The 15277-nt window shown below is 43.1% G+C and carries 12 protein-coding genes; 1 reads left to right on the top strand and 11 read right to left on the bottom strand.

The window, feature by feature from the left end; all coding sequences use genetic code 11:
* Positions 1 to 257 precede the first annotated feature (257 nt).
* From recG to manA, 8 genes are all read right to left on the bottom strand, one after another.
* Positions 258 to 2273, bottom strand: a complete 2016-nt coding sequence (gene recG / locus LXO72_RS00365) for an ATP-dependent DNA helicase RecG (protein WP_233331207.1) — start codon at positions 2271 to 2273, stop codon at positions 258 to 260.
* Between the two features lie 97 nt (positions 2274 to 2370).
* A complete protein-coding gene (gene alr, locus LXO72_RS00360) occupies positions 2371 to 3498 on the bottom strand; it encodes an alanine racemase (RefSeq protein WP_233331206.1) in 1128 nt (375 codons plus the stop codon).
* Positions 3488 to 3850, bottom strand: a complete 363-nt coding sequence (gene acpS / locus LXO72_RS00355) for a holo-ACP synthase (protein ID WP_233331205.1) — start codon at positions 3848 to 3850, stop codon at positions 3488 to 3490. The genes alr and acpS overlap by 11 nt, the downstream gene beginning before the upstream one ends.
* An 83-nt stretch (positions 3851 to 3933) precedes the next feature.
* The gene (locus LXO72_RS00350) at positions 3934 to 4965 is read right to left on the bottom strand and encodes a 3-deoxy-7-phosphoheptulonate synthase (RefSeq protein ID WP_048716451.1); all 1032 of its coding nucleotides are present in this window, start codon (positions 4963 to 4965) and stop codon (positions 3934 to 3936) included.
* Positions 4966 to 4985: 20 nt separating this feature from the next.
* Complete coding sequence (secA, locus tag LXO72_RS00345; RefSeq protein ID WP_233331204.1) at positions 4986 to 7505, bottom strand: preprotein translocase subunit SecA; 2520 nt, start codon at positions 7503 to 7505, stop codon at positions 4986 to 4988.
* Positions 7506 to 7806: 301 nt separating this feature from the next.
* Entirely contained in the window at positions 7807 to 9651 is a 1845-nt protein-coding gene (locus tag LXO72_RS00340; protein ID WP_233331203.1) for an APC family permease, read from the bottom strand.
* A 373-nt stretch (positions 9652 to 10024) separates the two neighbouring features.
* Positions 10025 to 10765 (bottom strand): MerR family transcriptional regulator, encoded by a 741-nt coding sequence (locus LXO72_RS00335; protein WP_233331202.1) that lies wholly within the window; start codon positions 10763 to 10765, stop codon positions 10025 to 10027.
* Between the two features lie 127 nt (positions 10766 to 10892).
* Positions 10893 to 11837 (bottom strand): mannose-6-phosphate isomerase, class I, encoded by a 945-nt coding sequence (manA, locus tag LXO72_RS00330; protein WP_233331201.1) that lies wholly within the window; start codon positions 11835 to 11837, stop codon positions 10893 to 10895.
* A gap of 143 nt (positions 11838 to 11980) precedes the next feature.
* Here manA and queG point away from each other — a divergent pair, with 143 nt between their 5' ends.
* Complete coding sequence (gene queG, locus LXO72_RS00325) at positions 11981 to 13114, top strand: tRNA epoxyqueuosine(34) reductase QueG (RefSeq protein WP_233331200.1); 1134 nt, start codon at positions 11981 to 11983, stop codon at positions 13112 to 13114.
* A 59-nt stretch (positions 13115 to 13173) separates the two neighbouring features.
* Here queG and LXO72_RS00320 read toward each other — a convergent pair whose 3' ends face one another.
* The 3 genes from LXO72_RS00320 to scrK all read right to left on the bottom strand — a co-directional run bounded on the left by LXO72_RS00320 (position 13174) and on the right by scrK (position 15146).
* Positions 13174 to 13728 carry a phosphatase PAP2 family protein gene (locus LXO72_RS00320; protein ID WP_233331199.1) on the bottom strand — a complete coding sequence of 185 codons (555 nt, stop codon included), beginning with the start codon at positions 13726 to 13728 and terminating at the stop codon, positions 13174 to 13176.
* 6 nt (positions 13729 to 13734) lie between these two features.
* Positions 13735 to 14145 (bottom strand): peptide deformylase, encoded by a 411-nt coding sequence (locus LXO72_RS00315; RefSeq protein ID WP_233331198.1) that lies wholly within the window; start codon positions 14143 to 14145, stop codon positions 13735 to 13737.
* 107 nt (positions 14146 to 14252) lie between these two features.
* Positions 14253 to 15146 carry a fructokinase ScrK gene (scrK, locus tag LXO72_RS00310; RefSeq protein WP_233331197.1) on the bottom strand — a complete coding sequence of 298 codons (894 nt, stop codon included), beginning with the start codon at positions 15144 to 15146 and terminating at the stop codon, positions 14253 to 14255.
* Positions 15147 to 15277: the final 131 nt, after the last annotated feature.

The raw sequence follows: 15277 nt of genomic DNA, 5'->3' as shown, positions 1-15277 counted from the left end.
TCGCATAGCTAGGACCTCTTTTCTATTTTTTACGATTATAGGTCCACAAACTTAAAATAAGATAAAAAGAGAGTGGGACAGAAATCGGTAATTCGTTAGAATTCGATTTCGTCGTCCCACATCCGCACAGTTGAGTAGGGCTGTAAAAGCTGATGAAATCAGCGTAGTAGAGCCCACTCAACCACTGCGTCTTGCTCGACAATCCAAAAATAATTGAGAGACTAGGACTTTTGTCCCAGTCTCTTTCTTATCACTTCTTAATCTAAGTGTTCTTTCTGCTCCAAATGTAGAGACAGACAGTGCCAATCTTGATGCTCTCGCCAATTAGGAGTCGTGACCACCTGAACAGCTACCTTTCGTGCTTCCTCTAAGATTGGATAATCTTCAATGAGGTTGGCCACTTGAAATTCTGGTATACCTGATTGACGTGTTCCAAAGATTTCCCCAGAGCCTCGTAGCTTGAGGTCTTCTTCTGCCAAGACAAACCCATTAGTGGTTTCGGTCATGATTTTCATCCGACGCTTACCTGATTCTGTTTTGGGATTGGCAACTAATACTGCGTAAGACTGTTTATCACCACGCCCTACCCGACCTCTCAACTGGTGCAATTGGCTCAAACCAAAGCGGTCTGCATCCATGATAATCATGACGGTAGCATTGGGAACATTGACGCCGACCTCGATTACAGTTGTAGAAACTAGTAAGTCAATTTCTCCCTGCTTAAAGGCCAGCATAATGGCCTCTTTTTCTTCTCCCTTCATCTTACCATGAAGGAGAGCAATACGGGCTCGGTCTCCAAAATAAGCAATCAATTCTTTCTCTAAGGCAATAGCATTTTTGAGGTCCAAGGCTTCAGATTCTTCAATCAAGGGAGAAATGACGTAGGCTTGGGAGCCTTTTTGAATTTCTTTAACCAGCCAATCCAAGACTAAATTTAACTGTTGATGCTTGACCCAGCGGGTGATAATCTCTTTTCGACCTGCTGGCATTTGGTCGATAATGGAAACATCCATATCCCCAAAAGCAGTGATTGCCAGAGTCCGGGGAATTGGGGTCGCTGTCATCATCAAGACATCCGGATTTTGGCCCTTTTCACGCAGGATCCGTCTTTGGGCCACGCCGAAACGGTGCTGCTCATCAATAATGACCAAGCCGAGATCATGAAAATGAACTCCCTCCTGAATCAAGGCATGGGTTCCTACAATAAGGTCCACTTGCCCTGTCTGAATCAATTCCAAACGGTCTCGTCTCTCCGAAGCTTTTAGACTGCCTGTTAAAAGAAGGATTCTAAGACTAGGAAAGAGAGAGGTCAAACTTTGTAAATGTTGCTCAGCTAGGATTTCAGTTGGGACCATCAAGGCTGCTTGCTTGCCAGCTGTTACAGCAGCATACATGGCCAGTCCAGCAACGACGGTCTTCCCGCTTCCGACATCTCCTTGCAAGAGACGATTCATGTGGTGAGGAGAACGCATATCTGCTAAAATTTCGTTCAGACTTCGCTCCTGGGCTTCTGTCAACGTAAATGGAAGTTTAGCTTGAAGAGCTTTTAACTTCTTCTCATCCCAATCCAGCACGATTCCCTGTCCGACCGAACGATTTTCTTCCTTCAAGACCTGCAGTTGCAATTGGAAAAAGAGCAGTTCTTCAAATTTTACGCGTCTCAGGGCCTGCTTGTATTCCTCAAGATCCTTGGGAAAATGCATGGCCCTGACTGCTTGTCTGCGAGAAAGCAAGTGGTACTTGTCCATTAAGATTTGGGGGAGATTTTCTTCCAATAGCTGATCCAAGCCAACTTCAAAAGCCGTTTTGATGACTTTTACTAGAGCAGACTGGCTCACCCCCTGAGACAAGCGGTAGACCGGTTGGAGGTCATCTTCGACTTGGGCTAACAGCTTCATCCCTGTCAAAGCTCCCTTGGCCTTATCCCACTTACCAAAGACAGCCACTGTTTGCCCTAGTTCAATCTTGTCCGCTAGATAGGGCTGGTTAAAGAAACTAACTGCTAGGACCAGCTCCCCTTGTTTAATGGTAAAGCGAAGCCGGTTACGCTTGTAACCATAATACTGGACATTAGCTGGAGTGGCAACAATTCCAGAAACAACTGCTTTTTCTCCATCTTCCAGGTCTAAAACATTTTTTGTTTTAAAATCTTCATACCGAAATGGGAAGTAGAGCAAGAGATCCTCAACCGTTTCGATTCCCAATTTTTTGTATTTCTCTGCTGATTTCGGTCCAATTCCTGGCAGGACAGAAAGTGGTTGGTGTAAGTTCATTCTTTCCTCCTAGATAAGAAAGGAGGCTGGGACCACCGTCATCAACCTCTTTCATCTCGAACTTTTTATAAAAGGAAGCTGGGAAAAGACAAACAACTTACTTCCCACTGTCTTCCTTTGTTGGACGATAAACTCTTGGTACGCGATCGCTCAGGACACAAACAACCTCATAGTTGATCGTGCCTCGATAGACTGCTACATCCGTTGTCGTTATAGCTAGATCACCATCCCTTCCGATCAATACTACCTTAGTCCCAATCGGGTAGGCCTTCGGTAGGCGAATGGTGATTTGGTCCATGGATACGCGACCGACAATCGGACAGAATTGCCCATCAACAAGAACATGAAAACCTTGCATATCTCTGGTCCAGCCATCTGCATAGCCAATTGGAATGGTCCCAATCCACTCTTCCTCGCTAGTCTGATAGGTCGCTCCATAACCAACTGTCTGACCCACTTCTAGTGGTTTGATATGGACCAATTCTGTTTCCAGACTCAAAGCAGGACGGATGCTATAGGGAAGCTCTAACTCTCTTCCACTTGGATTGAGCCCATACATGACATCACCCAGTCGGACAGCATTAAAAATGGTATCAGCATGCCATAAAGTTGTTGCTGAATTGCTGGCATGAACGATTTTCGGAGTATAGGGCAAGAGCTCCAACAAGCTCTTAAATCGTTGCAATTGGCCTTGGAAATGCCGGTCATCTTTCTCATCAGCTGTAGCAAAATGAGTAAAGATCCCTTCCACTTCTGCTCCATGGTCTCTTAATAAGATCATGGCTTCCTGCAAGTCTTCTGCCGAACGAAAACCAATTCGTCCCATTCCTGAATCCACTTTAATATGAACCTTCAACCCAGTCAAATCAGACTTTTCAGCCAACAATGCTTTCAACCACTCGAGACTAGCTACTGTATAACGAATTTCCTCTTTGATGGCAATCGCAACGTGTTCGACTGGTGCAACTCCCAAAATTAAAATCGGTTTTTCATCTGCTACTTGGCGAACTTCCAAGGCTTCATCTAAGTTGGAGACACAAAAAGCATCTACTAGTGGCAATAAGCGTTCTACCACTGGCACAACCCCATGGCCGTATGCATTTGCCTTGACAACTGCAAAAGTCAAGGTCTCTTTCGGAATACGGGCTTGTATTTGTTGAACATTATAGGCAATAGCCTCTACATCCACATATGCTCGCGTTGGTCTATGTGTACTAGCTTTCATTTCTTTCCTCCAAAATGACACTGGTCGAAACTAAATCGCCTGAGTGACTAATCGATACCCAAACTTTTCCACTAAAAGGAGCTTTTGAAAAATAGGGAGCTCCTTTTTGATTGGTTAGAATTTCCAGATCCTGAAATCCTACTGGACCAATTCCTGTTCCCCAAGCCTTGGAAAAGGCTTCTTTGGCAGACCATCGACCTGCCAGGTATTCCATTTTCCGTTTCCCAGATAATTGGTCGAACCGTTCTCGTTCCGTCTCTGTCAATACCTTGGAAGCAAATCTCGGATGTCTCTGGTAGGCTTGTTCAATGGATTGGATCGATTCGATATCTATCCCATGTCCAACAATCATATCTTTTCCTCTTTAATGATTTTCTATCAGCAACTCTATTTAAGAAGGAAAGGGCTGAGAATATTTTCTCCAGCCCTCTCCTCTTATTCAGCTACATACTGATAAATTTCTCGTACTAAGCTTTCTGTCTTTTCCCAACCCAAGCATGGGTCTGTGATTGATTGACCAAATACTTCTGGTTGATCTTGACGACCGTCCTCTAGATAAGATTCAATCATAAATCCACGGACTACATCATGGATAATTGGATTCCAGCTACGATTTGTAAGGGTTTCTCTGACAATGCGAATCTGCTCAGCAAATTTTTTCCCAGAATTATCATGATTGGTATCAACCAGGATAAATGGATGTTGCAAGCCCAAGGCTTGGTAGCGATGCGCAGCTTCTAGCAGATCTTCATAGTGGTAGTTCGGAATATTTTTCCCATTCGCGTCTAAGGCTCCACGCAGAATAGCATGTCCGAATGGATTTCCACTTGTCTCCACAGAACGACCGTTATAGAAGAAATGATGCCCATGTTGTGCAGCATAAATTGCATTAAACATGACCGATAGATTTCCAGAAGTTGGATTTTTCAATCCAGTTGGGACTGAGATGCCACTTGCTACAAATCGATGGCCTTGATCTTCTACAGAACGTGCCCCAATAGCAACATAAGAAAGGAGATCCTCAACAAATGGGTAGGTCTCTGGATACAACAGTTCATCTGCTGTTGTCAAACCAGTTTCGGTAATCACTCGATGATGTAGGCGACGAACAGCCTTTAAACCAGCTACAAAGCTAGGTTCTGAAGCGGTATCCGGTTGATGCATCAATCCTTTATAGCCATCTCCATTGGTCCGAGGTTTGGCAGTGTAGACTCGCATCACAATGAAGACCCGATCTTTAACTTCTTCTTGAAGGGCTGCAAGGCGACGAGCATATTCCATCACTGCTTCCTCATTATCTGATGAACATGGTCCCATCACAAGCAAAATCCGCTTGTCTTCCCCTTTCAAAATAGAGGCTAATTCACGGTCACGCGCTTCTTTGCGAGCCAAATGTTTACCTTCTAAGCGATAAAGAGAGGTTACTGCTGTTTCATCAATGATTGGGCTAGTAGCTGTAAAAGACATAGGCTGATCCTTTCATACGATTAGAGTTTTTTACCGTGGCAGTTTTTAAATTTCTTACCAGATCCACATGGACAAATGTCATTGCGTTTGATTTGACTCAAATCAAGATCTTCTGGTAAATCAGTTTTTTGAGCGGCAATATTACGAGTCGCTGTCGTTGAAATACTGTGTTCTGTACGTGGACGCTCTTGTTCGTGGATTTGAGCTTTCATCATCAAACGAGTCACATCAAACTCGATGGAGCCAATCATATCGTTGAACATACGGAATCCTTCTGATTGGTATTCAACCACAGGATTGTTTTGTGCATAACCACGGAGGCCGACAGCATTACGCAATTGATCCAAGGCATCGATGTGATCAGTCCATTTGCTATCCACAACACGAAGAATCAAGACTTTTTGGAATTCTCTTACTGCTTCTTCATCGCGTAATTTCGCTACTTGGTTTTCATAAACCTCTTCAGCACGTTTAAACAAGTAATCAATCACTTCTTTATCAGATTTGCCTTCAATATCACTCTCTGAAATCGTATCTTCAGGGACCAAATTGTATTTGGCAAAGTTCAAGATAGCTTCGATTCGTTCTTCCTTGCTTGAGTGGCTTGCTCCTTCAACGATCCGTTTAATCGTCCGCTTGATCATAGCCTTGATTTCTGGCGCCAAATCACGATCCGCTGTAATGACATCATAGCGTTGAGAGTAGATAATCTCGCGTTGTTCCCGCATAACATCATCATACTGAAGGACTTGCTTACGAGTGTCATAGTTGTTCCCTTCCACTCGTTTTTGAGCTGCTTCGACTTGGCGTGTAAACATGTTAGATCTGATGACAGATTCTTCTTCGCTTAGTTTGAAGCGGTCCAGCAAGGCTTTGATACGCTCTGAACCGAAACGACGCATCAACTCATCTTCAAGAGAAAGGTAGAATTGAGATTCACCTGGGTCCCCTTGACGTCCAGAACGTCCACGCAACTGGTTATCAATACGACGGCTTTCATGACGCTCTGTACCAATCACACAAAGTCCACCGAGTTCACGAACCCCTTCGCCGAGCTTGATATCGGTACCACGTCCGGCCATGTTGGTCGCGATGGTAACGGCACCACGTTGACCAGCGTTCATGATGATTTGCGCTTCTTTGTAGTGGTTTTTCGCATTCAAGACTTCGTGAGGAACGCCCGCTTCAACCAAGAGACGAGATAGGTAGTCACTGGTTTCAACAGCAACGGTACCCACCAAGACTGGTTGGCCTTTTTCATAGCGAGCTTTTACATCTTCTACTACAGCTTTAAACTTCGATTTCAAGCTTGGGTAGAGAAGGTCTGGATGGTCGATACGAGCAATCGGACGGTTGGTTGGAATTGGAATGACGCGAATGTTGTAGATTTCACGGAATTCTTCTTCTTCTGTTTTACCAGTACCTGTCATCCCTGAAAGTTTCTTGTACATCCGGAACAAGTTTTGGTAAGTAATAGAAGCTGATGTTTTGGTTTCTTCTTGGACTGGTACACCTTCTTTAGCCTCAATCGCTTGGTGCAAGCCGTCTGAATAACGACGACCTTCCATGGTACGACCTGTAAATTGGTCGACGATCAAGATTTCTTGATCCTCACTGACTACATAGTCGATATCCAAAATCATAATGTAGTTGGCACGGAGGGCATTGTCAATGTAGTGCGTCAAAGCAACATTTTCAATATCATACAAGTTTTCAAGCTTAAAGTAGCTTTCAGCCTTATCAATCCCAGAATCTGACAAACCAATGGTTTTTGAAGGGACATCAATAATGTAGTCTTCTTCCTCCAAAGATTTCACAAAGGCATCCGCCATGTGATAAAGTTGGCTAGTTTCTGTAGAAGTCTGACCTGAGACAATCAGTGGCGTACGGGCTTCATCGATTAAGATGGAGTCTACCTCATCGACCAAGGCGTAGTTCAAAGGACGTTGTACCATGTTTTCGGCACGAACGACCATGTTATCACGAAGATAATCAAACCCAATCTCTGAGTTAGTCGAGTAGGTAATATCACAGAGATAAGCTTCTTTTTTCTCAGATGGAGATTTTGCTGCTAGGTTGATCCCTACTGAAAGACCAAGCCATGAGTATAGTTCTCCCATCTCCGTCGCATCCCGTTCTGTCAGGTATTCATTGACAGTGACAACGTGAACCCCTTTACCTGATAGGGCATTCAAATACACCGGCATGGTCGCAGTCAAGGTTTTCCCTTCCCCTGTACGCATTTCCGGAACGTCACCATGGTGAAGAACAATCCCACCCATGACCTGTACTTTATAAGGGAACAAGCCCAAGACACGCTTGGCACCTTCACGAACTACCGCAAAAGCTTCATAGAGGAGGTCATCCAATGATTCGCCATCTTGGTAGCGTTGCTTGAACTCTTCTGTTTTCGCTTTCAGTTCATCATCCGACAAGGCAGCCATTTGATCTTCATATGAGAAGACCTTGTCTGCCATCTTTTCCAATCGTCTTAATTCACCTTTATCATTTTCGATAATTGTTTTTAATAAATTAGCCATTAGTTTCCTTACTTTTCAAATTTCTTAAATTTTAAACGTTCTTTTTATTATAGCATTTTTTAAACATTTTTTCAAGATAAAGGCTGTATCTTACAAGACTTTCGTGTGGGTTTTTCGTGTGAGAAAATTCAAAAAGATGCCTGCTCAAGCAGACATCTGAAAGTGGAGACAAACTGTTCATTGATACAAATCTAATAAATTCTATAAAAATTATACTCGTTAGAATTATTCAATCGTCTACTAAAACTTTGTTTTTAATCCGAATCACCTCTATAGTAGACATCTCTTCTTTATGCGATAGTTATTCAGACAAATGGTAAGAATAGCTTGCCACAACCACTTCTTCATGCCAACGAAGTGCATACTTCAATTTCAAACTCATTTGGTTGTGGAGAATATTTTGCCAATGTTTTTTAGGGATAAATTGAGGAACTAAGACTGTGACGGTGTTTCCTTTTTCCTTGGCCTCCTCAGCTACTTTTGAGACAAATTCAACTGTTGGTTGGATAATATCCCGGTAACTTGTCATAACATTTTCAAAGCGAATATGAGGGAAATAATGCTTAAATTCTTCTGCTACCTCAGCATCTTTGACCTTGGTTTCTTCCGTTGACACGTGCATCGCTACAACATCGTTTCCTAGGCTATTTGCATAACTCATAGCTCCCACACTTACCTGAGTGACATTCCCAACAAGGACAATGACAGTATTGCCCGCGTAATTTGTCTTTTCGATCTTCCTTCCCAAACGCAATTGAGCCGCAACTTTATCATAGTGATTGCGAATACTTAAGAACATCCAAAGTAAAAGACCGATTATAGGGAAGAAAGGCCAGATCTCACTCAGACGGAACAACAAGAGGATCAAGACAATCCCATAACAGATAGCAGCCCCGAGGATATTAGCCAGCGAATACTTGAGAAATCCTTTTTGATATTGGCGTTTCCAATGAATGACCATCCCTGTTTGAGAAAGGGCAAAAGGAATGAAGACCCCAATGGTATAAAGCGGAATCAAGCTTTCTGTTTGTCCATCAAAGATCAAGAGTAAGACGATGGCACCAATCGCCAAGGTCAAAATCCCATTGGAATAGCCCAGACGATCTCCTTTTTCCATATACATGTGTGGCATGTATTTGTTTTTAGCCATGTTAAAGGCCAACATTGGAAAGGCTGAGAAACCAGTATTCGCAGCTACTGCCAGGATCAAAGCTGTTGATAATTGAAAGACGTAAAAGAAGGCTTGACCGACTGGGGAATTCCCTAAGATGGCTTGGGCCATTTGGGCTAGAGTTGTTACCCCTTTTGCCGGAACAACACCCACCCAGTAATTAAGGAAGGTAATCCCTGCAAACATGATCCCCAAAATCAAAGCCATAATGGTCAAAGTAGAGGCAGCATTCTTTGCTTTTGGTTTCTTAAAGAAGGGAACCGAATTGGAGATGGCTTCAACACCTGTTAGGGAAGCCGATCCACTCGTAAAGGCCCGCAACAAGAGAATAATGCTAACCCCTGAAATAGTTTGGCCAACATGCGCAGTCGCGTTATAGGCCAAATGCCCTGTCAAAATTTGGATCACGCCATAGCCGATTAAGGCAATGGTACTGACGATGAACAGGTAGACCGGAATCATCAAGGATGTGGCCGATTCGCGCAGTCCCCGAAGGTTCATCAGCATCAAAAGCAAGACCAACAAAATGGAAATGTGAAGATTATAAGGATGAAGAGAGGGAATCGCTGACGTGATGGCATCTGCACCGGAAGAAACAGATACCGCTACTGTCAGCATATAGTCAACCAAGAGACTTCCACCAGCAATCAAACCCGCTTTGGGAGACAGGTTCTCCGAAGTCACCATATAGGCTCCTCCCCCTTGAGGGTAGGCATGAATGACCTGACGATAAGAAATCGTTAAACTGGCTAGGAGAACCAAGACCACAATCCCAATTGGAATGGACCACCAAATGGCTCCTGCTGATACGGTCATCAAGACCAGGATAACTTGCTCTGGACCATAGGCAATAGAAGAAAGTGCGTCACTAGAGAGCATAGCCAAGGCCTGCATTTTCCCTAGCAATCCTCCTTCACCTTCTGCACCAGATTTCAACGGACGGCCAATAAACCATTTTTTCAATGTTGAAAACATAAAAAACTCCTTGAAAAAAGATCATGAGGCCGGGAATTCCCTGCCTCTTTTCATAAAACAGGGGTTATTCTACTCCTTTTTTTCAAGACTGTCAACTTAAATTATGAAATTTTCATAAAGTTTTCATCGTCTTCATTCATTCGAGCTCTCTTAGATCGGTCCGCTTCTTTCAAATTGATCCAAGCAAAAAACGAGGCTGGGACAAAAATCCTAGCCTCTCAATTATTTTTGGATTGTCGAGCAAGACGCAGTGGTTGAGTGGGCTCTACTACGCTGATTTCATCAGCTTTTACAGCCCTACTCAACTGTGCGGAGGTGGGACGACGAAATCGAATTCTAACGAATTACCGATTTCTGTCCCACTCTCACTTTTTTATTTTGCTTGATTTTCGACATAAAAGGCAATGACATCCGAAGTGTACTGGGCTGTGCCAGCTCCAAACTTGTCGATGTTTTCCTTGAATTCTGGATTATAGACATAGCCTTTGCCGATATGGCCAAAAACCTCTATAGAGCAGTCAAATCCATACGTTCGAATCGCGTCTAAAAGTTTGGCGGCTTCTTCTTGGTTTTCCGATGCTGTTACTGGCAAACCAGCCTGGAGGTTTTTCGCCAAGGCTTGAAAGACTTGATTAAAGGCTCTTGTCGCCTCCTCTTCTCGACCTTTTTGGCGTTCAAGCGCTTGATCCATGACTTCTTGACCGTACTTCTCTACCGCCTCTTGCTGGTATTTTTGAGTATCTTGGTAGCTAAATCCAGTAAATTTTTCCTCAATGGTCATTTTTCTTTCTCCTTTTTGTTCTTGAATGGTTTTTTGCAAGGTAGAAATCAAGGTATCCAGACGTTGTCTTTCTTGAGTCAAATAGTCCAACTGTCTGGTCAAATGGGGCAATAAGTTAGATTTTTCTTCGGCTAATAGTTCTGCTATTTGGTCTAAGGAAAATCCTAGATACTTGTAGTAGAGAATCACCTGTAATCGTTCTAAATCTTCTTGACTATATACCCGATAGCCATTTTCAGATTTGACAGGAACGAGAAGTCCTATCTTGTCATAGTGGTGCAAGGTCTTGACAGAGACACCTGACAGCTCTGCAGCTTCTTTGATATGGTACATGATTTCCTCCTTACAAAGATAGTATAATCCCTCCCCTTAGGTCAGAGTCAAGACTTAACATAAAAATAGTTTTCAGATAAAAAAGGCTTGAGTTGTTCCACAGCTTTTAACTCAAACCCTTTCTTTTTTATGGATGACTTACGATCAATTCTATACCTTGCCCTTCCAAAGTCCAGGATTCAACATCGCTCGGTAAGATAAAGTGACTTCCTTTTTGAATAGGATAATCCTTTCCAGCTACCGTCAATTTCCCTTCTCCGGCTAAGACGCTCAATAAGCTGTAATCATGGGTCTTTTCAAATCGAACTTCCCCATTGACTACCCATTTATGAACACCAAAGAAGTCATTGGCCACTAACAAAGTAGACGACAAGTGATCCACTTTTTCCTCAACTGGTCGGCTATTCGCTGGAGCCCCTAGGTTCAGCACATCAATGGACTGTTCAATGTGCAACTCACGTAAATTTCCTTGATCATCTTTGCGATCAAAGTCGTAAACTCGATAGGTCGTGTCGCTTGATTGCTGGGTTTCCAAGATTAAGATACCTGAACCGATGGCATGCATGGTTCCACTTGGCACATAGAAGAAATCTCCCGCTTTCACAGGAACCCGCGCTAACAGATCATCCCATTCTTTGGCTTCAATCATTTGACGCAATTCTTCCTTAGACTGAGCGTGGTGACCATAGATAATCTCTGCCCCTTCATCAGCGGCAATAATGTACCAGCATTCAGTTTTCCCAAGTTCTCCTTCATGCTCCATTCCATAGGCATCATCTGGGTGAACCTGAACACTGAGCCAGTCATTAGCATCTAGAATCTTTGTCAACAAAGGAAAGACCGGTTCTGGTCGATTCCCAAACAATTCGCGATGCTCTGCATATAGTTGGTCTAAGCCCATTCCAGCATAAGGTCCATTCTTAACAACAGAAACACCATGTGGATGGGCCGAAATAGCCCAGTATTCACCAACATGATCGCTCGGGATTTCATAGCCAAACTCATCTCGTAATCTAGTTCCACCCCAAATTTTTTCCTGCATAACTGATTGTAAAAATAGCGGTTGTGACATACCTGCCTCCATATATCCTTGTATTCAATACCTTATTATACCAAATTCCACTTGTTTTTGAAAGCCCTGCCAAGCTCTTTAGCCTCTTTTTAATTTTTTGCACGTTTTTCGCATTTTTACCGGCTTTCCGCTATAATAGGAATATGAACCTCAAAGAATCCATTATCGAATTGGCTCACTCCATTGGTATTTCAAAAATTGGCTTTACCACTGCGGATGATTTTTCCTATTTAGAAAAATCCCTCCGCCTAGCTGTGGAAGAAGGCCGAAATTCTGGTTTTGAGCACAAAAATATTGAAGAACGAATCCAACCACGCTTAAGTTTAGCTTCTGCTAAAACGATTATTTCCATTGCCGTTGCCTATCCCCACAAGTTAAAACAACAACCTCAGAAGACGGCCTATAAACGCGGAAAATTCACCCCCAATAGCTGGGGCCTTGATTATCACTATGTCTTGCAGGATAAATTAGACCGCCTAGCACGAGGGATTGAAGAATTAACCGCCAACTTCGAATACAAGGGCATGGTAGATACCGGTGCCTTAGTGGATACCGCGGTTGCTCAACGAGCAGGGATTGGCTTTATCGGAAAGAACGGCCTCGTCATCTCAAAAGAATACGGTTCTTATATGTTTTTAGGGGAGCTTATCACCAACCTAGAGATTGAACCCGATCAAGCCGTTGACTATGGTTGCGGAGATTGTAACCGCTGTGTAGAAGCCTGCCCGACTTCTTGTTTAATCGGAGATGGCTCTATGAATGCCCGACGTTGCCTATCCTTTCAGACCCAAGACAAGGGGATGATGGATCTGGAATTCCGTAAAAAGATTAAAACGGTCATCTACGGTTGTGATATCTGTCAAATCTGCTGTCCCTACAACCGTGGTCTGGACAATCCGCTAGCCACTGATATCGATCCTGAACTAGCTCATCCGGAATTAATCCCCTTTATTGAGTTATCCAATGGACAATTCAAGGAAAAATTTGGAATGGTCGCTGGTAGTTGGCGGGGAAAGAATATTCTCCAGCGTAATGCTATCATTGCTTTGGCCAATGCTAATGACCGGTCTGCTATTCCTAAACTGTTAGAAATCATCGAAACCTCGCAAAACCAGATTCATATTGCAACTGCCATTTGGTCACTGGGAGAGCTGATTCGAGAAGTCACACCTGACTTGGTTGATTTGTTAACTTCCCTCAAAAACCCAAGTCCAGCTATTATAGAAGAACGCGAACGGTTCTTCCAAAAATTCCAACACCAAATCTCACATAATTAAAAACTGCCTAACAAACTTAGGCAGTTTTTAATCATTTTTCTTCTCTCATCCAGCCTCTATCAGAAAATTCCTAATAGAGAAAAACTGACGATCCCCCATAGGAGTGCAACGACAAATCCGACTACAACATCACGGACAAAATGGAGTCCCGCCAGAACACGAACTCCTGCCAATAGCAGAGTCAAGAAAAGACCAAGGCTCGATAGAAGAGGATTCACTTCCCAGGCTACTGTCGAAATGATGGCCGCCGAAAAGACATGCCGACTTGGCATGGAACTCCCCTTGCCTTCTCTCTCTAAAAGAGACGGAAACGCGCCAAGCTCATAAGGACGGGGCCAATTGATTGCTTTTCGAATGACACTCAGTAACATAAAGCCAGACGCCGGAACCAACAGATAGGCAAGAACAACCCAAATCTCGGAAGCTTTCAGATAAGCTACCCAAAGAACATAAAAATAAAGAAGTGGCATCAGCAGGGTGACGAGGTGGTTGACCCACTTTAATAAAGAAAGATAATAGGGATGGGACACAAAAAATGGTCTGACCCGTTCATAGAACAAATATTCTTTTTTCATCAACAATTTCTCTTCGATCGATTCCTTAACAAGTAGCAACTAGACCTATATCAAAATCCCTTCCAGGTGATCTAGCTCATGCTGGCAAATTTGGGCCGCAAAACCTTCTAAGCTTATGAGCTGAGGCTTCCAATTCATGTCGCGATAGGAGACCTGAATCTTTTCAAAGCGGCTCGTTTTTCGGCTCCCTGCCAAAGAAAGGCACCCCTCTTCTGTCTCATAAACTCCTTCTTTCTTGACTAGAACAGGGTTAAAGAGAACCAAGGGTATCAAACCAAATTGGATAATGATCACTCGCTTGCGTACACCAATCATATTAGCCGCCATGCCAACACAGGAATCCTGGTGAGCTCGTAAGGTATCTTGTAAGTCTTGCGCCAGATACAAATCCTCTTTTGTCGCTTCTTCAGATACTTGACTCAAAAAGAAGGGATCCTTCATAATGGCTTTTTCCATCTTTTCTCCTCTCTTGCTTAAAAAAGAGAAGGTCATTCATCCATCTTCCCGACGAAGAACTCCCTCCCCTAGCATTTCATGCTTTCTGTTGTTTCAGCCTTACCTAATTAGTCTTTTTTGCTGACTTGTTTTGCTAAGACAAAGTTACCCAAGGTTGCTGAACCATTTCCAGCTACCGCAGGAGTCACGATGTAGTCACGAACATCTGGAACTGGTAAGTAGCCGTTCAATAATACTGTGAATTTTTCACGAACGCGATCCAACATGTGCTGTTGTGCCATCACTCCTCCACCAAAGATAATAACATCTGGGCGGAAGGTTACAGTTGCATTGACAGCAGCTTGGGCAATATAGTAGGCTTGGATATCCCATACAGAGCTATTGAGTTCGATATTTTCCCCACGAATACCAGTACGAGCTTCCAAGCTTGGACCAGCCGCAAGACCTTCTAAACAACCTCTGTGGAATGGACACACACCATTAAATTCTTTTTCAACATCCATTGGGTGTTTGGCAACATAGTAATGGCCCATCTCAGGATGTCCCACTCCACCAATGAATTCACCACGCTGGATGACACCTGCACCAATCCCTGTACCAATTGTGTAGTAGACTAGGTTTTCAATCCGTGCACCCGCATTATTACGAGCGACAACTTCACCATATGCTGAGCTATTTACGTCAGTTGTAAAGTAAATCGGTACATTTAATGCACGACGGAAAGCACCTACCACATCAATATTCGCCCAATGGGGTTTGGGAGTTGTTGTAATAAAACCATATGTTTTTGAATTTTTATCAATGTCAATCGGTCCAAATGAACCAATCGCTAAACCAGCAAGAGTTTCAAATTTAGAGAAAAACTCAATACATTTATCAAGGGTTTCAATAGGGGTTGTTGTTGGAAACTGTGTCTTTTCAATGACGTTATTATTTTCGTCACCTACAGCACAAACAAACTTTGTTCCACCAGCTTCAAGACTACCATATAATTTAGTCATATCAATCCTCTTCTTCAATTCTCTTTTTTTCTATTATATCATAAAGGAAAACGGTTCACTTCTATTCCTTAAAGAAAAAACTACTCTTATTTATGTTTCAACATTAGGTGAGCAACTTTTTTTATTCCAAA

The sequence above is a fragment of the Streptococcus sp. XMC genome (genome assembly GCF_021341835.1).
Lineage (GTDB): Bacteria > Bacillota > Bacilli > Lactobacillales > Streptococcaceae > Streptococcus.
The sequence above is the reverse complement of the archived record's forward strand: the minus strand, read 5'-3'. Positions and strand labels throughout refer to the sequence as shown.